This is a genomic window from Streptomyces sp. NBC_00435 (assembly GCF_036014235.1).
GTDB lineage: Bacteria > Actinomycetota > Actinomycetes > Streptomycetales > Streptomycetaceae > Streptomyces.
The window spans coordinates 2,697,545-2,714,944 of sequence record NZ_CP107924.1; the positions used below are offsets into that span (position 1 = coordinate 2,697,545).

Sequence of the window (17,400 nt, forward strand, 5' to 3'; positions counted from 1 at the left end):
ACTCTGCCGATCGTTGATGCTATTCAATGGTTCTACATTGTCGACCGTTGGAGACCATCATGTTCATTGCCTATGCCGTCGTCGCCGGACTGCTCGCCCTCGTACTCGCCGCTTCCGCCACCTTCTCGATCCAGCGCAACCCGGCCGTCACGGCGAGCATGACGAAGGTCGGGGTACCGGACTCCTGGATGCCGCGCCTCGCGGCCCTCAAGGCGGCGGGGGCGATCGGCCTGGTCGCGGGCCTGTGGCTGAGCCCGCTGGGCGTGGCGGCCGCCATCGGTGTGACGCTCTACTTCATCGGCGCGGTCATCACCCACCTGCGCGCGAAGGACTACGAACTCGCCCCGGCCGCCGTCCTCACCGTGGTCGCGCTGGCCACCCTGGTCCTGCGCGCGGCCTCGTAGTCGCCCCCGAACCCCGAACCGCCTCACCCCTTCGGCGCCCGGCCTCCTGGACAGTTACTCTTCGCGCAGATAGTCTGCGCGAAGAACATCTACCCCGGAGGTCCCCATGTGGGAGTACGAGCACAGCGTCGAGACCACTGCCGCGCCCGAGGCGATCTGGGCCCTGTGGGCCGACGTCGAGAACTGGGGCACCTGGAACGCCGACATTGAGAAGATCGAGCTCCGGGGCGCCTTCGCGGCGGGTGCGGAGATCACCATGACCCCGGCCGGGCAGGACCCGGTGGAACTACTCGTCGCCGAGGTGACCGAGGGCGAGATGTTCGTCGACGAGGCGCGCTTCGCCGGCCTGGTCCTGCGCACCACCCACCGGATCGACCGCCTGGGCCCGGACCGGGGCCGGGTGCTCTACCGGATGGAGATCAGCGGCGAGGGCGCCGGCGAGGCCGGCCCGCGGATCGGCCCGGCCATCACCGCGGACTGGCCCGAAACCATGGCAGCACTGGTCCGGACGGCCCGGGGCTGATGCCGCTGGCCCCCGGCGAGAGCCCCGGGTTCCTGCTCTGGCACGCCACCCTGCGCTGGCAGCGCGGGATCGCCGCCGCGCTGGCCCCCCTGGACCTCACCCACGTGCAGTTCGTCCTACTGGCCTGCACCTGGTGGCTCAACGGCCAGGGCGAGCACCCCAACCAGCAGACGTTGGCGCGCCAGGCCGGCACGGACGTGAAGATGACCTCCCAGGTGGTGCGGACCCTGGAGCAGAAGGGGCTCGTCGCACGCGAGGTCGACCCGGCGGACACCCGCGCCAAGCGGCTGCGCGTCACCGGGGCCGGGGCGGAGTTGGCGCCGCGGGCCATCGCCGCCGTCGAGCGGGTCGACGCGGAGTTCTTCCGGCCGGTCCCGCGCGGGGACGTGGTCGCCCTGCTGAGCCGCCTGGCACGGCCCGAACAGCCTGGACGGCCCGGGCAGCCCTAGTTCCGGGGCGGGCACCTTCATACTGACGGGTGACAGATATTGAAATCTGTCACCCGTCATGCCATTCTCGTTCCATGACGACGAACGAGAGCACCTCAGCGCACGCCACCGCACCGCACCGCACCCTCGGCCGCACCGGCCCCGACACCTTCCCGCTGGGGCTGGGCTGCATGGGGATGTCCGCGCTCTACGGCGAAGCCGACCGGGCGGAGTCCCTCGCCACCATCCACGCCGCCCTCGACGCCGGCGTCACCCTCCTGGACACCGGCGACTTCTACGGCATGGGGCACAACGAGCTCCTCATCAACGAAGCCCTGCGCACCGCGCCCGCAGCGGCCCGCGAGAAGGCGCTGACCAGCGTGAAGTTCGGCGCCCTGCGCACGGTCGAGGGCGGCTTCACCGGATACGACGGCCGGCCGGAGGCCGTCAAGAACTTCCTGGCCTATTCGCTCCAGCGGCTCGGCCGGGACCACATCGACATCTACCGCATCGCCCGCGTGGACCCGGACGTCCCGATCGAGGAGACCGTGGGCGCCATCTCCGAGGCCGTCAGAGCCGGGCACGTCCGGCACATCGGGCTCTCCGAGGTCGGCGCGGACACCCTGCGCCGGGCCGCGGCCGTCGCCCCGATCTCCGACCTCCAGATCGAGTACTCCCTGATCTCGCGCGGGATCGAGGAGGAGATCCTGCCTGCCGCCCGCGAGCTCGGCATCGGCATCACGGCGTACGGAGTGCTGTCCCGCGGTCTGATCAGCGGTCACTTCGCCCGCGACCGGGCGCTGGCGCCCGGCGACTTCCGGGGGATGAGCCCGCGCTTCCAGGGTGACAACCTCGACCGGAACCTCGACCTGGTCGACGCCCTGCGCAAGGTCGCCGACGAGAAGGGCGTCACCGTCGCCCAGACCGCCATCGCCTGGGTGCTCTCGCGGGGCGAGGACATCGTGCCTCTGGTGGGCGCCCGCCGCCGCGACCGGCTCACCGAGGCCCTGGGCGCCCTCGAGGTCACTCTGACCCCCGCCGACCTCGCGGCCATCGAGGACGCGGTGCCGGCCGGAGCCGCGGCCGGCGAGCGGTATCCGGCGGCGCAGATGGCCCACCTGGACAGCGAACACTGATCCGGCTGTACGGTCGTACTCATGCCACCCGCAGCCGCCGAGCCCCTCACCCCCGAGCGCATCCTCGAGACCACCGAGGAGGTGCTGCGCCGCTTCGGTCCGACCAAGGCGACCGTGGTGGACGTGGCCAGGGCCCTGGGCGTCAGCCACGGCAGTGTGTACCGGCACTTCCCGTCGAAGGCGGCGCTGCGCGAGGCCGTCACGGACCGCTGGCTCACCAAGAGCGTGGCCGTGCTGGAGCAGATCACCTCGGCACCCTCCGAGCCCGCCCCCTCCAAGCTGGAGTCCTGGCTGGAGGCGCTGTTCGAGGCCAAGCGGAAGAAGGCGGGCGCCGACCCGGAGCTCTTCGCCACGTACACGGTGCTGCTCGCCGAGAACAGCGGCGTGGTGGACCAGCACCTGGCCGAGCTGATCGAGCAGCTCTCCCGGATCATCGGTGAGGGCGTCGCCGCGGGATCGCTGACCGCACCCGACGTCCCGGCCGCCGCGCGCGCGGTGTTCGACGCCACCGGCCGCTTCCACGATCCGCAGTACGCGGCGGACTGGCTTTCACCCGACATCACCGCCGAGTTCGAGGCGGTCAGCGCCCTGGTCGTCCGGGGTCTGCGCGCCTGACGTCTGGAACTGGCCACTCCGGACAGCTTGATCATCATTTTGGACGCAGGGCCCTTGCCGGACCCCCTCAGCCTTCTTACGTTCCCCTTACCGCACATCATCAGGTCTGTTCCAGGGGGAACTTTGTCCGCTCAGGAAGTACCGGCCGCGCAGCCGGGCCCACCGGCCCGGTCCGGAGCCGCTGCCGCCATCGGCTGGATCCTGACCATCGGGTTCAACGTGGTCGCGCCCATCCTCACGTACAACATGCTCACCGACCGGGGCTGGAGCGAGTTCGCGGCGCTGCTGGTCAGCGGTGTCTGGCCGGTGGTCGACTCCGCCGTCCACCTCGCCTGGCGGCGCAAGGTCGACGAGTTCGCCGTGGTCACCCTCGTCTTCCTGGTGATCACCGCCCTCGTGACGCTGATCGGCACGCACTCGGCCCGCGCGCTTCTCGTCAAGGACTCGGGCGTGACGGGTCTGTTCGGCGCACTCTGCATCGCCACCCTGTTCGCTCCCCGGCCGCTGATGTTCTACTTCGGCCGGAAGTTCGGCACCGACGGGACCAAGGAAGGCGTGGCGTACTTCAACGGGCTCTGGCAGTACCCCGACTTCCGCGGCGCGATGCGGAAGATGACCACCGTCTGGGGCGTCGCGTACCTGGTGGAGGCCCTGCTGCGGGTCGTGCTGGCGTACCGGCTGAGTGTGGACACGATGGTCGTCGTCAGCCCGGTGCTGATCTACGGCTTCCTGGTCTCGCTCATCTTCTGGACCATCCGGTTCTCCAAGCGGACCCAGGCCGAGGGCGAGGCCAGGGCCGTGGCCCTGGCCGCCGACGTCGGCGGAGCGGCGCCCGCGTGAGCGGCTGCTGAACGGGCCTCGGAACGGCAGTGGCCCGGTGCGCGATGCGCACCGGGCCACTGCCGTCTTTGCGGGGGAACCTAGCAGCCGAGCAGACGGCTGCCGAGGTAGCTCTGGATCTGGTCCAGGGAGACGCGCTCCTGCTTCATGGTGTCGCGCTCGCGCACGGTCACCGCGTTGTCGTCGAGGGTGTCGAAGTCGACGGTGACGCAGAACGGCGTACCGATCTCGTCCTGACGACGGTAGCGGCGGCCGATGGCGCCCGCGTCGTCGAACTCGATGTTCCAGAACTTGCGCAGGTCGGCGGCGAGGCCCTTGGCCTTCGGCGACAGCTGCGCGTTGCGCGACAGCGGCAGGACGGCGACCTTCACCGGGGCCAGGCGCGGGTCGAAGCGCATCACGGTGCGCTTCTCCATGACGCCCTTGGCGTTGGGGGCCTCGTCCTCGTTGAACGCGTCGAGCATGAAGGCGAGCATGGCGCGGTTGACACCGGCCGCCGGCTCGATGACGTACGGGGTGTACTTCTCCTTGGTCTCCTGGTCGAAGTACACGAGCTCCTGACCGGAGGCCGCCGAGTGGGCCTTGAGGTCGAAGTCGGTGCGGTTGGCGACGCCTTCGAGCTCCGAGAACTCATTGCCACCGAAGTTGAAGCGGTACTCGATGTCGGCGGTGCGCTTCGAGTAGTGGGACAGCTTCTCCTTCGGGTGGTCGTACCAGCGGATGTTCTCCTCGCGGATGCCGAGGTCGCGGTACCAGTTCCACCGCTCCTGCATCCAGTACTCCTGCCACTGCTCGTCCTCGCCCGGCTTGACGAAGAACTCCATCTCCATCTGCTCGAACTCGCGGGTGCGGAAGATGAAGTTGCCGGGCGTGATCTCGTTGCGGAAGGACTTGCCCATCTGCGCGATGCCGAAGGGGGGCTTCTTGCGCGAGGTGGTCATCACGTGGGCGAAGTTGGTGAAGATGCCCTGGGCGGTCTCCGGGCGCAGGTACGCCTTGGAGCCGGTGTCCTGGGTCGGGCCGAGGTGGGTCTCCAGCATGCCGGAGAACTGCTTGGGCTCGGTGAACTGGCCCTTCACGCCGCAGTTGGGGCAGTTGATGTCGGCGAGACCGTTGGCGGGCACGCGGCCGTGCTTGGCCTCGTACGCCTCTTCCAGGTGGTCGGCGCGGTGGCGCTTGTGACAGGAGGTGCACTCCGTCAGCGGGTCCGAGAAGGTACCGACGTGGCCGGAGGCCACCCAGACCTCGGGGGCCAGGATCACGGACGAGTCGAGGCCGACGATGTCCTCACGCCCGGTGACCATCGCCTTCCACCACTGGCGCTTGATGTTCTCCTTGAGCTCGACACCGAGCGGACCGTAATCCCAGGCAGCCCGAGAGCCGCCGTAGATGTCACTGCACGGGAAAACGAAGCCACGGCGCTTGCTCAGGCTGACGATGGTTTCGATCTTGTCGGCGGCCACGGTGCTCTCTTCATTTACGAGGACGAACGGCGAAGCCTCAAGGTTACCGGCGCCCGCACCCCCCCTTTCAAATCGGGACCCCCGTCCACGGGTCCTCCGCACCCCCCTCACCAGGGTTTTTGACAATCGTTTCCATCTTTGATGAAAATGGATGTCATGAACGTACGACGACGCCTCATACCCACCGCCGCCCTCGCCGGAGCCGTTGCCCTCGCCGCCACGGCCCTCACCGCCTGTTCGGGCGCGGCCGGAGCCTCCGGCGGCAAGGACGGCAAACTCGACGTGATGGCGTCGTTCTATCCGATGCAGTTCCTCGCCGAACGGATCGGCAAGGACCACGTCAAGGTCGACACCCTCACCAAGCCGGGCGTCGAACCGCACGACCTGGAGATCACCCCGAAGCAGACCGCGCAGCTCGGCGAGGCCGATGTCGTCCTCTACCTCAAGACGCTGCAGCCCGCCGTCGACAAGGCCGTCGCCCAGTCCGGCGTGAAGAACGTCGTCGACGCCGCCGCCCTCACCAAGCTGGAGGTGCACGGCACCTCGGGCCACGACGACCACGCCGCCGAAGAGGGCGCCTCCGACGGCCACGACCACAGCCACGGCGAAACCGGCGAGGACCCCCACGTCTGGCTCGACCCCGTGAAGTACGCGGAGATCGCCAAGGGAGTCGGCGCGGCCCTGGCGAAGTCCGACCCCGACCACGCGGCGGACTACAAGAAGAACACCGACGAGCTGGTCGCCGAACTGGGCGCGCTCGACACCGAGTTCAAGGACGGTCTGAAGAACACGACCTCCAGGACCTTCATCACCACCCACTCCGCCTTCGGCTACCTCGCCGAGCGCTACGGCCTCGACCAGGAGGGCATCTCCGGCGTCGACCCCGAGTCCGAGCCGAGCCCGGCCCGGATGAAGGACCTGCAGGCCGTCGCGAAGAAGGACAATGTCTCCACCGTGTTCTTCGAGACCCTGGCCAGCGACAAGACGGCCAAGAGCCTCGCCGCGGACACCGGCCTGACGACCGACGTCCTGGATCCCCTCGAGGGAATCACGGACAAGTCCCAGGGCGCTGACTACTTCGAGGTCATGCGGGCCAACCTGAAGAACCTCCAGAAGGCACTCGGCAACAAGTAATGGCAGCAGTAGCAGCAACGGAGGCGCGAGCCATGGAGTCCAAGCCCACGCAGGCACTGGACCAGCCCGTCATATCCCTGCGCGGGGCCACGGCCTCGCTCGGCTCGCGCCCCGTGCTGCGCGGGATCGACCTCACCGTCCACCGCGGTGAGGTCGTCGCCCTGCTCGGTGCCAACGGCTCCGGCAAGTCCACGGCCGTACGCGCCGTGGTCGGCCAGGTCCCGCTGAGCGGCGGCGAGCTGTCGCTCTTCGGCACCGGCTTCAAGCGCTTCCGCGACTGGTCGCGCATCGGGTACGTCCCGCAGCGCACCACCGCCGCCAGCGGGGTCCCGGCCACCGTCCGCGAGGTCGTCTCCGCCGGCCGGCTCGCGCGCACCCGCTTCGGAGTCCTGCGCAAGGCCGACAAGGCAGCCGTCGAGCGCGCGCTGGACCTGGTCGACATGGGCTCCTTCGCCGACGCCTCCGTCAACGCCCTCTCCGGCGGCCAGCACCAGCGGGTGCTCATCGCCCGCGCGCTCGCCGTCGAGCCGGAGCTGCTGATCATGGACGAGCCGATGGCCGGCGTGGACCTGGCCAACCAGGAGGTCCTCGCGAACGCCCTGCGCACCCAGGTCGCCGCCGGGGTCACCGTCCTGCTGGTCCTGCACGAGCTGGGCCCGCTGGAGCCGCTCATCGACCGCGCCGTCGTCCTGCGCGACGGCTGCGTCACGCACGACGGCCCGCCCCCGGAGGCCCTGGGCCAGCACGCGCTACCCGGCCACGACCACGTACACCCCCACGCGGCGCACGACGCCGAGCCCCTGCGGACGGGACTGCTGAGCTGATGGACCTCCTCGACTACGCCTTCATGCAGCGCGCGCTCATCGCCGCCGCCCTCGTCGGCATCACGGCCCCCGCGATCGGCACGTACCTCGTGCAGCGCCGGCAGGCCGTCATGGGCGACGGCCTCGGTCACGTCGCGATGACCGGTGTCGCGCTCGGGTTCGTGATGAACACCAGCCCCGTGTGGATGGCGACCCTGGTCACCGTCATCGGCGCCGTCGGCATGGAGCTGATCCGTTCGCGCGGCAAGACCAGCGGCGACGTGGCGCTGGCCATGCTCTTCTACGGCGGCCTCGCCGGCGGCGTCATGATCATCAACGTCGGTGGCGGCTCCACGTCGATGCTGCTCGGCTCGATGTTCGGCTCGATCACCACCGTGTCGTCCCAGGACATCACCGCGATGGCGATCCTGACCGTCTTCGTCCTCGCCGTCACGATCGGCCTGCGCCGCCAGCTCTTCGCCGTCTGCCAGGACGAGGAGTTCGCCCGGGTCACCGGACTGCCGGTGCGCGTGCTGAACCTGCTGATCGCGATCACGGCCGCGGTCACCGTCACCGTGGCCATGCGCATCGTCGGCCTGCTGCTGGTCAGCGCCATGATGGTGATCCCGGTCGCGGCCGCCCAGCGCATGACCCGCGGCTTCGCCGCCACCCTCGGCCTCGCCATGGCGATCAGCACCACCGTCGCCCTCAGCGGCACGGCGGTGACCTACTACATCGACGCCCCTTCGGGTGCCTCGATCGTGCTGATGGCCATCGCGGTCTTCATCGTGCTGACGGCCCTGTCCACCCCCCTGGCCCGGCGCCGGGCCAGGGCCGCCCGCGCCGCCGAAGAGGTCTGTACGCGGGACGACGTAAAGGTCTGAAGGCCGCGGGCACTCGGCCGCCTGGCACAATGAGCCCAGGCCGAAACGAGGAGGAACCGGTGGCGACTGCGCCTGGCGAGATGAATACCGCGCCAGTACGAGGACGATCCACCCGGCAGCGGGCCGCCGTAGCGGCGGCGCTGGACGAGGTGGACGAGTTCCGCAGCGCCCAGGAACTCCACGACATGCTCAAGCACCGCGGTGACTCCGTGGGCCTGACCACCGTCTACCGCACCCTGCAGTCCCTCGCGGACGCCGGCGAGGTCGATGTGCTGAGGACCAGCGACGGCGAATCCGTGTACCGGCGTTGCTCCACCGGGGACCATCACCACCACCTGGTCTGCCGCAAGTGCGGCAAGGCCGTGGAGGTGGAGGGTCCGGCCGTGGAGAAGTGGGCGGAGGGCATCGCGGCCGAGCACGGTTTCGTGAACGTGGCCCACACCGTGGAGATCTTCGGCACCTGCGCGGACTGCGCGGCCAACGCGGGTCAGACGGCCTAGATCCGCTGGAGGTTCTGGTCGAGCAGGGCCCGCAGACGGTCGATGTCGGCCGGGTCCGCCGCCCCGCGCTTGGGCAGGATGGTCATCGCCGCCGCCCGCTTGGTGACGCTGAGCGTGATGAAGGTGTCGGCCGTCTCCGCGTACAGCGGCTGCGCGGCCCAGCCGATGCGCGTCTCGGTGTCCTTCGTGCTCACCCGCAGCCCGCTGGCCGTCACCAGCGCCGTGGTCTCCCCCGCCTTGGCCAGCAGGCCCGCGAAGGCCCGTGCCGTGAGCTGCGGGCCGAAGAGCGTCAGCCCGAGGATCAGCACTCCACCGATGAGGAAGCTCAGCGGTTTGCTGATCGGCCCGTCCCCCAGCAACGCCAGCCCGCCGAAGCAGACCAGCACCGCCCCGAATCCACACATCAGCCACCGCCTTCGGCGCCCCGCGGGCAGCCGGGCGTCGCGCACCCGGACCGACTGCGCGACGTCCGCCACGGTGGTCTGGTAGACGAGCCGTACTTCAACCTGCTCCCCCTGCATGTCCATGACAGCGGACCTTACAGCGGCGGCGCGTTCCTGGCGACGCGCATTCAGTGGGGGCAGGACCGTCTCCGCCCGCCCCGGTCCCGTCCGCCGGGCGCGCTCCCGGACCACCCCTGGAGGTCGGCGAGCGTCAACCGGTGGACGAAGGCGGCCCGCTCGGTGCGCTGTGCGTGATCCCCACCCGTATTCATGGCACGGAGCGCAGGCGACGCTCAGGCCGAGGTGCCCGGCTCCCCCTGGTTCGGGACGGCCCCGCCGAAGCGGCGGTCGCGCTGGGCGTACTCGTAGCAGGCCTGCCAGAGGTTGCGGCGGTCGAAGTCGGGCCACAGGACGTCCTGGAAGACCATCTCGGCGTACGCGCTCTGCCAGAGCAGGTAGTTGGAGGTGCGCTGCTCACCGCTCGGCCGCAGGAAGAGGTCGACGTCCGGCATGTCCGGGTAGTACATGTACTTCGCGAAGGTCTTCTCGTTGACCTTCGACGGATCGAGGCGGCCGGCCGCCACATCGCGCGCGATCGCCTGCGCGGCGTCCGCGATCTCCGCGCGGCCGCCGTAGTTGACGCAGAAGTAGAGGGTCATCGCGTCGTTGTCGACGGTCTGCTCCTGCGCGACCTGGAGCTCCTGGACGACCGACTTCCACATCTTCGGCATGCGGCCGACCCAGCGGATGCGGATGCCCAGCTCGTTCATCTCGTCGCGCCGGCGCCGGATGACGTCGCGGTTGAAGTTCATGAGGAAGCGCACCTCGTCGGGCGAGCGCTTCCAGTTCTCCGTCGAGAAGGCGTACAGGGAGAGGTTCTTGACGCCCATCTCCAGGCAGCCCTTGAGCACGTCGAGCACGACGCCCTCGCCCACCTTGTGGCCCTCGGTGCGCGGCAGGCCGCGCTCCTTGGCCCAGCGGCCGTTGCCGTCCATGACGACCGCGACGTGGTTCGGGACCAGCTCGCCGGGGATCTTCGGCGGGCGCTCACCGGAGGGGTGCGGCTCGGGAACCTTGTACTCGCGGCGAGAGCGTCCCAGAATCCCGCGTCGTGCCATGTTGCCCAGCTCCTATTTCTCGACGTATCGCAGGGAGCGTAGCCCGCGCTCCAGATGCCAGTGCAAATAGGCGGAGACCAGCCCGCTGCCCTCCCGCACGTGACGTGCCTCGCACGCGTCGGCGTGCGCCCAGTCGCCCGTCAGCAGGGCGCTGAGCAGGGCGATGGCCTCCGACGAGGGTACGACGCTGCCGGGGACGCGGCAGTCACCGCATATCACCCCGCCCGCGGCGACGGAGAAGTGGCGGTTGGGGCCGTGGAGTCCGCATTTCGCGCAGTCGTCGAAGCTGGGCGCGTAGCCGTTGACGGCGAGGGAGCGCAGCAGGAAGGCATCAAGGATGAGGTTCGGCGCGTGCTCGGCGCGCGAAAGGGTGCGCAGGGCGCCTACGAGCAACAGGTACTGCTGCACCGCGGGCTCGCCCTCGTGGTCCGTGAACCGCTCGGCGGTCTCCAGCATCACGGTGCCGGCGGTGTAGCGGGCGTAGTCGGTGACGATGCCGTTGCCGTACGGGGCGATGATCTGGGTCTGCGTGCAGAGCGGGAGGCCGCGGCCGATCAGCTCGCCGCCGCGCGAGAAGAACTGCACGTCGGCGTGGGAGAAAGGTTCCAGCCCGGCGCCGAACTTGGACTTCGTGCGCCGGACGCCGCGGGCGACGGCCCGGACCCGGCCGTGGCCCCGGGTCAGGAGCGTGATGATGCGGTCCGCCTCACCCAGCTTCTGGGTGCGCAGCACGATGCCGTCGTCGCGGAACAGACTCATGGGCCCATTGTCCCGTACCCCACCGACAGCCCGGGGCCGAAGCCGGTCCGGACCCGGAACGGCAGCGCCCCCCGCCGGGCACGAGCCCGGCGGGGGACACCCCTTGGGAGGATCAGGCTGTCGGCGCGGGGGCGGGCTCACCCTCGCCCGACTGGGCCGGTACGGCTGCCGTGGGCTGGTCGCCGGCCGCCGGGGCGGCGGCCGCAGGAGCGGCGGTCTGCGGGGCGTTGTGCGCGTCGTCCTTGCCCAGGCCGTTGAAGATGAGATTCAGCACGATCGCGGCCGTGGCACCGAGCGTCACACCACTGTTGAGGAGCGAGGAGAGGTCCGCGTCCATGTGGTCCTTGAAGAGCACCGGGACGGTGGCGGGGAGCAGCGCGAAGGCCAGGGAGACACCCACGACGAGCGCGTTCTTCTCCTCCTTGAGGTCGACCTTGGCCAGGGTCTGGATGCCCGCCAGGGCCACCATCGCGAACATCACCGTGGCCGCGCCGCCGAGCACTCCGTGCGGAACCGCGGCGACGATCGCGGCGGCCTTGGGGATCAGCCCGAGCACGATCATGAACACGCCGGCGGCGACCACGACGAACCGGCTCTTGACCTTGGTCATGCGGACCAGGCCGACGTTCTCGGCGAAGGCCACGTACGGGAAGGAGTTGAGGACGCCGCCGAGGGCGGTCGCGGCACCGTCGGCACGCAGGGCGCGGGCGACCGTCTCGCTGTCGATCTCCTTGCCGACGATGTCGCCGACGGCGTACGTGTCACCGGTGGTCTCGACCATGGTGATCAGCATGACGATGAGCATCAGCAGGATCGGGAACCAGGCGAACTTCGGAGCTCCGTAGTGGAACGGGGTGGTGATGCCGATCCAGTCCGAGTTGCTCACGTCGCCGAACTTGGCGTCACCGAGCAGGAAGGCGACGACGGTGCCGCCGACCAGGCCGAGCAGGATGGAGATGCTGTTGAGGAAGGGCTTGCCGAGCTTCATGAGGACGAGGATGAAGAGCATCGTGCCGCCGGCGTAGGCGAAGTTCTTCGGGTCGCCGAAGTCGGGGCTGCCGAGGCCGCCCGCGGCGTCGTTCAGGCCGACCGGGATCAGCACGATGCCGAGGACGGTGATCACCGTGCCGGTGACGACCGGCGGGAACAGCCGCATGACCGTGCGGAAGGCCTTGGGCGGCAGCCAGGCGAAGGCGAAGGTGGCGATGCCGGCCGTGATGACCGCGCCGTAGATGACGAGCAGACCCGCCGTCCCGCCGCCAGCACCGAGACCGATGGCGATCATCGGGGACACCGCGGTGAAGGTGACGCCCTGGATCAGGGGCAGTCGCGCGCCGATCCGGCCGATGCCCCACGCCTGGATGATCGAGGCGATGCCGCAGGTGAAGAGGTCGGCGTTGATCAGGTAGACCAGCTGCTCGGTGGTGAGCCCGAGGGCGCCACCGACGATGATCGGAACGATCACCGCACCGGCGTAGAACGCGAGTACGTGCTGGAACCCGTACAGCGCGAGCTTGGGGAGGGGGAGCACCTCGTCGACCGGGTGCGTGCTCTGCTCTCCGCTGGCGGAAAGCGGTGCGGCGACACGTGCCATCTCTGCCTTGCCCTTCAATGAGGTAGGTAACCGAGAGGAAGCTGGTTATCCCTGGCCGGAGTGGGTCGTTAGCCCGTTGATCCGTCAGGGTTGTCAGTACGTCCACGTGAATCGAAGCTCCGCGGTGCTACCGGCGGCGTCTCCTCGTGTGACCGGAATTGAACGCCTGTGGGGCCGCTCACAGATATCGTCGACTTCTACAAAGTGTTGACGCCTGGCGCCAATCGATCTGGAGGTTTCTCCAGTGGCGGAGCTTCTCAGGCTCAGCTATGGCCAATGATCGCGAAATGGCTGGTTCTCGCTGCGCGAACGCGAAGGTCCTACGGGATGACGTGCGGGTTAATGCTTCGCCGACGTTCGGGCGCGCAAACAGGAAGGCGCTCCTACGACCGTCCACCTGGTGAGAACGCCACACACGGATGGAACGGCTCCGCGGTTCACACGGCGCGCGCGGGGCGCGGATCAGGGGGCGCGAGGCCTGATTGTTATTTCAACATGTGCCGGTTTCGCCCACCCTGGAGTCCCCGGCCGCGTCCGAAACGGTCAGCGCGGCCGAAACGATCGCCTACGCCTACGCCACCATCACCACGGCCGGCGCCGGGGCCCTACGGCGCCCGGACCGCCGACAGCAGCCGCGCGACCTCGTCCGCGTCGATGCGCAGCGCCGCGCCCACCGTCGCCAGCACCTCGCGCTCCGCGGGGGTGTACGGGCCGTCCGCCAGGGCCACGCGCGCGCCCTGCAGCAGGATCGATTCGCGCCCCGGGGCGGCCAGGTGCGGGGCCAGCGGCTCCAGGACCTCGTGCAGCTCGATCGAGAGTGCCGCACCGCAGCAGTCGGGGGCGTCGTAGAGCCCGAGCCGCCCCTCCTCGGTGGCCAGCGCGTCCACGAGGGACTCCAGCTGCTCCTCCGTGCAGTCCTGGAACCCCGCGGAGCGTACGGCGCCCGCGGCGGCCTCCAGGGCGCTGCGCGAGCCCGTGCCGCCGGCGGCCAGCACGGCCAGGGCCACGGTGTGCACGGCATCGCGCAGCAGCGCGGAGAAACGGGTGGTGGTGAGGTGGTCCAGGACCTCGGTGCCGAACCGCTCGCGGCAGCCCTGGCACTCGACGACGGGGCCGGACTGCCCGCGCGGCAGCAGCGGCACCCCGAGGACGGTGAACCGGCGGCGCCCGGTGCGCCGGCGGTAATTGCGGTCGCCACCGCAGCCGGGGCAGAAGAACTCCCCGTCCCCCACGGTGCTCCAGGTGGTGCGGATTCCCCAGACCATCAGCTTCCGGCCGTCCCCACCCCGAACTGGCAGCACGTCGCACCTCCGTCACCCGCCGGCAACATCGCCGGCTTGGCGTGATGTTAGCCACATCGGTGAGGATGCGTCAGCCGTGTGACAAGACAACATCCTCCGCCCGCCGTACTTGGCCGATCTGCGCCCCTCCGCGCGCCCCTCCCCGCACCCGCCCCCACCTGCGCTGGAGCCCAGGCCGGACGGGCCGGAGCACCCCGGGACGGAAACGGCTCGGCCCCGCCCCTCCGGAGCGGAGGGGCGGGGCCGTGTCACGTACGGGGTCAGCGGCCGGCGCGGTTGACGGCGGAGATGACCGCCTTCAGGGAGGCGCGGGTGGTGTTGGCGTCGATGCCGATGCCCCACAGGACGCGGCCGTCGATCGCGCACTCGATGTACGAGGCGGCGACCGCGGAGGCGCCCTCGCTCATCGTGTGCTCGGTGTAGTCCAGCAGACGGGCGTCGATGCCGATGCCGGCCAGCGCGTCGAAGAAGGCCGAGATCGGACCGTTGCCGGTGCCGTCCAGCACGGTGTCCACGCCGTCCACGACCGCCTCGACGGTCAGCGTGTCGGTGCCGTCCTTGTCGGTGGTGGTCTGGCCGGAACGCAGCTGGATGCGCCCCCACGGGTTCTCGGGGTTGGGCAGGTACTCGTCCTGGAAGACGTCCCAGATCGCCGTCGGGGTGACCTCGCCGCCCTCGGAGTCGGTCTTCGCCTGGATGATCCGCGAGAACTCGATCTGCATGCGGCGCGGCAGGTCCAGCTTGTGGTCGTTCTTCAGGACGTACGCGATGCCGCCCTTGCCGGACTGCGAGTTGACCCGGATGACCGCCTCGTAGGAGCGGCCGACGTCCTTGGGGTCGATGGGCAGGTACGGGACCGCCCACTCGATGTCGTCGACGGTGACGCCCCGGGCGGCCGCGTCGGCCTCCATGGCGTCGAAGCCCTTCTTGATGGCGTCCTGGTGGGAGCCGGAGAAGGCGGTGTAGACCAGATCGCCCGCGTAGGGGTGGCGCGGGTGCACTTCCATCTGGTTGCAGTACTCGCTCGTACGACGGATCTCGTCGATCTGCGAGAAGTCGATCTGCGGGTCGATGCCCTGCGAGAACAGGTTCATGCCCAGCGTGATCAGGTCGACGTTGCCGGTGCGCTCGCCCTGCCCGAACAGGCAGCCCTCGATGCGGTCGGCGCCGGCCATCAGGGCCAGCTCGGCGGCCGCCACGGCGGTGCCGCGGTCGTTGTGCGGGTGCACGGAGATGCAGATGTGCTGGCGGCGGGTCAGGTTGCGGGCCATCCACTCGAAGCGGTCCGCGTGGGTGGAGGGCGTGGAGCGCTCCACGGTGGCGGGCAGGTTCAGGATGATCTCGCGGCCCTCGCTCGGCTGCCAGACGTCACAGACGGCCTCGCAGACCTCCAGGGCGAAGTCCAGCTCGGTGTCGGTGAAGATCTCCGGGCTGTACTGGTAGCCGAAGACGGTCTCGGGGCCCAGCAGCTTGTCGGCGTACTCCATGACCAGGCGGGTGCCGTCGACGGCGATCTGCTTGATCTGCTCCTTGGAGCCGCGGAAGACGACCCGGCGGAAGGTCGGGGCGGTCGCGTTGTACAGGTGCACGGTGGCGCGCTTGGCGCCGACCAGCGACTCGACGGTCCGCTCGATCAGGTCCTCGCGGGCCTGGGTCAGTACGGAGATGGTGACGTCGTCCGGGATCGCGCCCTCTTCGATGATGGAGCGCACGAAGTTGAAGTCGGTCTCGCCGGAGGACGGGAACCCGACCTCGATCTCCTTGTAGCCCATGCGCACCAGCAGGTCGAACATCTCGCGCTTGCGGGCGGGGGTCATCGGGTCGATCAGCGACTGGTTGCCGTCGCGCAGGTCCGTGGACAGCCAGCGGGGCGCCTTGGTGACGCGGGCCTCGGGCCAGGTGCGGTCGGGGATGTCCACCTGCTCGTACGAGCCGTACTTGTGGATCGGCATCCCGGAGGGCTTCTGGGTGTGGGTCGCGTTCGTGATGGGCGTGGGGCGACCGACGAAAGTGTGCTGGCTCATGGCGTTGGGCTCCTCGCGTGTCCGCGTGTAGTTCGCTGGAACGGCCGACGACGGTCGCAAAACCGCAACACCAAACTCCGCGGGGAGGGGGTCGGCCTACGACTACAGGCCCTCGCCGCGGCAGCTAAGGAGAAGCAGCCCGAAACGCATGATGGGCCGAGCCTAACCGAGCCGCCCCGTAATGCGGGACCTGTTTCAGTATGCAAGACCCGTGGGTCCGTTTTGCCCTGTTTGTGAGCTAAGCCTCTTTGATACTTCCCCGCCCGGCCCGATGTCCGGTCGATCCGTCAACGCGATGCGCACGCTTTCAGACAAGCGAATGAATCATGGTCGCAGCTAGTGACACGGAGATCACCCACTGCCACATTGCCGGGCATGGATGCCTTCCACCCCCACCGTCGCCCCGCCTTCTGCACCGTGGTGCCGCCGCACCTCCTGGACAAGATCGCCCAGTCCGAGGACCCCGCCCGGGCGGCCGCCGCTCGGCGGACCCTGGAGCTCGACGCCTCCAACCGGGTCCGGCGCCTGCTGGCGGTCCTGCCGCCCTCCGGGGACACCCCGCCCGACACCCCCGGCCGGACCGTCTACGACGCGCAGCACCACACCCGGCTCCCCGGCAAGAAGGTCCGCGCGGAGGGTGGGGACGCCACCAAGGACGCGAGCGTCAACCGTGCCTACGCCGGGCTCGGCGCCACCTTCGAGCTGTACCTCAAGGCCTTCGGCCGCCACTCCATCGACGACGCCGGCCTGCCGCTGAACGCCAGCGTCCACTACGACCGGCTGTACAACAACGCCTTCTGGGACGGCAGCCAGATGGTCTTCGGCGACGGGGACGGGGACCTCTTCCTCGACTTCACCGTGTCCGTCGACGTCATCGGGCACGAGCTGACCCACGGGGTCACCCAGCACACCGCGAACCTGGAGTACTACGGCCAGTCCGGCGCGCTCAACGAGTCCATGTCCGACGTCTTCGGCTCCCTCATCAAGCAGTACTCGCTGGACCAGACCGCCGAGGAGGCCGACTGGCTGATCGGCGCCGGGCTGCTCGGGCCGTCCGTGGACAGCGGCTCCGCCCTGCGGTCGATGAAGGCGCCCGGGACGGCGTACGAGGACGACGAGCTCGGCAAGGACCCGCAGCCCGCGACGATGGACGGCTACGTCCGCACCTCCCGCGACAACGGCGGGGTGCACATCAACTCCGGCATCCCCAACCACGCCTTCTGGATCGTGGCCACCGAGCTCGGCGGCAAGGCCTGGGAGCGGGCCGGGCGGATCTGGTACGACACGCTGACCGGCGGGGAGCTCGGCCCGACGGCGGGCTTCGCCCGGTTCGCCGCCCTGACGACCGCCGCGGCCGTCACCCGGTACGGCGAGGGCGGTGCGGAACACCAGGCGCTGCAGAAGGCGTGGTCGGCGGTGGGTCTGGGGTAG

General features: G+C 69.6%; 18 protein-coding genes. 11 read left to right on the plus strand and 7 right to left on the minus strand.

Features of this window, described 5'->3' with window-relative positions; all coding sequences use genetic code 11:
• Positions 1–59 precede the first annotated feature (59 nt).
• The 6 genes from OG389_RS12420 to OG389_RS12445 all read left to right on the plus strand — a co-directional run bounded on the left by OG389_RS12420 (position 60) and on the right by OG389_RS12445 (position 3,946).
• A complete protein-coding gene (locus OG389_RS12420; protein ID WP_328298539.1) occupies positions 60–404 on the plus strand; it encodes a DoxX family protein in 345 nt (114 codons plus the stop codon).
• A gap of 106 nt (positions 405–510) precedes the next feature.
• On the plus strand, positions 511–927 hold the full coding sequence (locus OG389_RS12425) for a polyketide cyclase (RefSeq protein ID WP_328298540.1): 417 nt from the start codon (positions 511–513) through the stop codon (positions 925–927).
• Positions 927–1,376, plus strand: coding sequence for a MarR family winged helix-turn-helix transcriptional regulator (locus tag OG389_RS12430; RefSeq protein WP_328298541.1), 450 nt, complete (start codon positions 927–929; stop codon positions 1,374–1,376). Before OG389_RS12425 ends, OG389_RS12430 begins: the two co-directional genes overlap by 1 nt.
• 74 nt (positions 1,377–1,450) lie before the next feature.
• Positions 1,451–2,491 carry an aldo/keto reductase gene (locus OG389_RS12435; protein ID WP_328298542.1) on the plus strand — a complete coding sequence of 347 codons (1,041 nt, stop codon included), beginning with the start codon at positions 1,451–1,453 and terminating at the stop codon, positions 2,489–2,491.
• A gap of 21 nt (positions 2,492–2,512) precedes the next feature.
• Complete coding sequence (locus OG389_RS12440; protein ID WP_328298543.1) at positions 2,513–3,106, plus strand: TetR family transcriptional regulator; 594 nt, start codon at positions 2,513–2,515, stop codon at positions 3,104–3,106.
• A gap of 123 nt (positions 3,107–3,229) precedes the next feature.
• A complete protein-coding gene (locus OG389_RS12445) occupies positions 3,230–3,946 on the plus strand; it encodes a VC0807 family protein (RefSeq protein WP_328298544.1) in 717 nt (238 codons plus the stop codon).
• Positions 3,947–4,026: 80 nt separating this feature from the next.
• Here the strand turns inward: OG389_RS12445 and OG389_RS12450 are convergent, their stop codons facing one another.
• Complete coding sequence (locus tag OG389_RS12450; RefSeq protein ID WP_328298545.1) at positions 4,027–5,409, minus strand: glycine--tRNA ligase; 1,383 nt, start codon at positions 5,407–5,409, stop codon at positions 4,027–4,029.
• Between the two features lie 156 nt (positions 5,410–5,565).
• Between OG389_RS12450 and OG389_RS12455 the strand changes: the two genes are divergently transcribed.
• Genes OG389_RS12455 through OG389_RS12470 form a run of 4 tightly spaced genes read left to right on the plus strand, consistent with a single transcriptional unit; the run spans position 5,566 to position 8,730 of the window.
• Positions 5,566–6,543 (plus strand): metal ABC transporter substrate-binding protein, encoded by a 978-nt coding sequence (locus tag OG389_RS12455; RefSeq protein WP_328298546.1) that lies wholly within the window; start codon positions 5,566–5,568, stop codon positions 6,541–6,543.
• A 32-nt stretch (positions 6,544–6,575) separates the two neighbouring features.
• Positions 6,576–7,367 (plus strand): metal ABC transporter ATP-binding protein, encoded by a 792-nt coding sequence (locus OG389_RS12460; RefSeq protein WP_328298547.1) that lies wholly within the window; start codon positions 6,576–6,578, stop codon positions 7,365–7,367.
• Complete coding sequence (locus OG389_RS12465) at positions 7,367–8,230, plus strand: metal ABC transporter permease (protein WP_328298548.1); 864 nt, start codon at positions 7,367–7,369, stop codon at positions 8,228–8,230. The genes OG389_RS12460 and OG389_RS12465 overlap by 1 nt, the downstream gene beginning before the upstream one ends.
• Before the next feature lie 59 nt (positions 8,231–8,289).
• Positions 8,290–8,730: a Fur family transcriptional regulator gene (locus tag OG389_RS12470; protein ID WP_328298549.1), complete on the plus strand. Its 441-nt coding sequence runs from the start codon at positions 8,290–8,292 to the stop codon at positions 8,728–8,730.
• On the opposite strand, the gene OG389_RS12475 is transcribed toward OG389_RS12470, so the two are convergent.
• The 6 genes from OG389_RS12475 to leuA all read right to left on the minus strand — a co-directional run bounded on the left by OG389_RS12475 (position 8,727) and on the right by leuA (position 15,969).
• Positions 8,727–9,257, minus strand: coding sequence for a hypothetical protein (locus tag OG389_RS12475; protein ID WP_328298550.1), 531 nt, complete (start codon positions 9,255–9,257; stop codon positions 8,727–8,729). The two genes, OG389_RS12470 and OG389_RS12475, sit on opposite strands and share 4 nt — an antisense overlap.
• Before the next feature lie 209 nt (positions 9,258–9,466).
• Positions 9,467–10,291: an isoprenyl transferase gene (locus OG389_RS12480; protein ID WP_328298551.1), complete on the minus strand. Its 825-nt coding sequence runs from the start codon at positions 10,289–10,291 to the stop codon at positions 9,467–9,469.
• Between the two features lie 12 nt (positions 10,292–10,303).
• Entirely contained in the window at positions 10,304–11,050 is a 747-nt protein-coding gene (gene recO / locus OG389_RS12485) for a DNA repair protein RecO (RefSeq protein ID WP_328298552.1), read from the minus strand.
• Between the two features lie 112 nt (positions 11,051–11,162).
• On the minus strand, positions 11,163–12,644 hold the full coding sequence (locus OG389_RS12490; RefSeq protein WP_328298553.1) for a nucleobase:cation symporter-2 family protein: 1,482 nt from the start codon (positions 12,642–12,644) through the stop codon (positions 11,163–11,165).
• A gap of 605 nt (positions 12,645–13,249) precedes the next feature.
• Positions 13,250–13,945: a TerB family tellurite resistance protein gene (locus tag OG389_RS12495; protein ID WP_328298554.1), complete on the minus strand. Its 696-nt coding sequence runs from the start codon at positions 13,943–13,945 to the stop codon at positions 13,250–13,252.
• Between the two features lie 260 nt (positions 13,946–14,205).
• The gene (leuA, locus tag OG389_RS12500; RefSeq protein ID WP_328298555.1) at positions 14,206–15,969 is read right to left on the minus strand and encodes a 2-isopropylmalate synthase; all 1,764 of its coding nucleotides are present in this window, start codon (positions 15,967–15,969) and stop codon (positions 14,206–14,208) included.
• Between the two features lie 375 nt (positions 15,970–16,344).
• Here leuA and OG389_RS12505 point away from each other — a divergent pair, with 375 nt between their 5' ends.
• Entirely contained in the window at positions 16,345–17,400 is a 1,056-nt protein-coding gene (locus tag OG389_RS12505) for a M4 family metallopeptidase (RefSeq protein WP_328298556.1), read from the plus strand.

What these genes read in the sequence shown, in the direction of transcription:
- OG389_RS12420 (WP_328298539.1), top strand. Translation starts at nt 60, where the DNA reads ATGTTCATTGCCTATGCCGTCGTCGCCGGACTGCTCGCCCTCGTACTC.
- OG389_RS12425 (WP_328298540.1), top strand. Translation starts at nt 511, where the DNA reads ATGTGGGAGTACGAGCACAGCGTCGAGACCACTGCCGCGCCCGAGGCG.
- OG389_RS12430 (WP_328298541.1), top strand. Translation starts at nt 927, where the DNA reads ATGCCGCTGGCCCCCGGCGAGAGCCCCGGGTTCCTGCTCTGGCACGCC.
- OG389_RS12435 (WP_328298542.1), top strand. Translation starts at nt 1,451, where the DNA reads ATGACGACGAACGAGAGCACCTCAGCGCACGCCACCGCACCGCACCGC.
- OG389_RS12440 (WP_328298543.1), top strand. Translation starts at nt 2,513, where the DNA reads ATGCCACCCGCAGCCGCCGAGCCCCTCACCCCCGAGCGCATCCTCGAG.
- OG389_RS12455 (WP_328298546.1), top strand. Translation starts at nt 5,566, where the DNA reads ATGAACGTACGACGACGCCTCATACCCACCGCCGCCCTCGCCGGAGCC.
- OG389_RS12460 (WP_328298547.1), top strand. Translation starts at nt 6,576, where the DNA reads ATGGAGTCCAAGCCCACGCAGGCACTGGACCAGCCCGTCATATCCCTG.
- OG389_RS12465 (WP_328298548.1), top strand. Translation starts at nt 7,367, where the DNA reads ATGGACCTCCTCGACTACGCCTTCATGCAGCGCGCGCTCATCGCCGCC.
- OG389_RS12475 (WP_328298550.1), bottom strand. Translation starts at nt 9,257, where the DNA reads ATGGACATGCAGGGGGAGCAGGTTGAAGTACGGCTCGTCTACCAGACC.
- OG389_RS12480 (WP_328298551.1), bottom strand. Translation starts at nt 10,291, where the DNA reads ATGGCACGACGCGGGATTCTGGGACGCTCTCGCCGCGAGTACAAGGTT.
- recO (WP_328298552.1), bottom strand. Translation starts at nt 11,050, where the DNA reads ATGAGTCTGTTCCGCGACGACGGCATCGTGCTGCGCACCCAGAAGCTG.
- OG389_RS12490 (WP_328298553.1), bottom strand. Translation starts at nt 12,644, where the DNA reads ATGGCACGTGTCGCCGCACCGCTTTCCGCCAGCGGAGAGCAGAGCACG.
- leuA (WP_328298555.1), bottom strand. Translation starts at nt 15,969, where the DNA reads ATGAGCCAGCACACTTTCGTCGGTCGCCCCACGCCCATCACGAACGCG.
- OG389_RS12505 (WP_328298556.1), top strand. Translation starts at nt 16,345, where the DNA reads ATGGATGCCTTCCACCCCCACCGTCGCCCCGCCTTCTGCACCGTGGTG.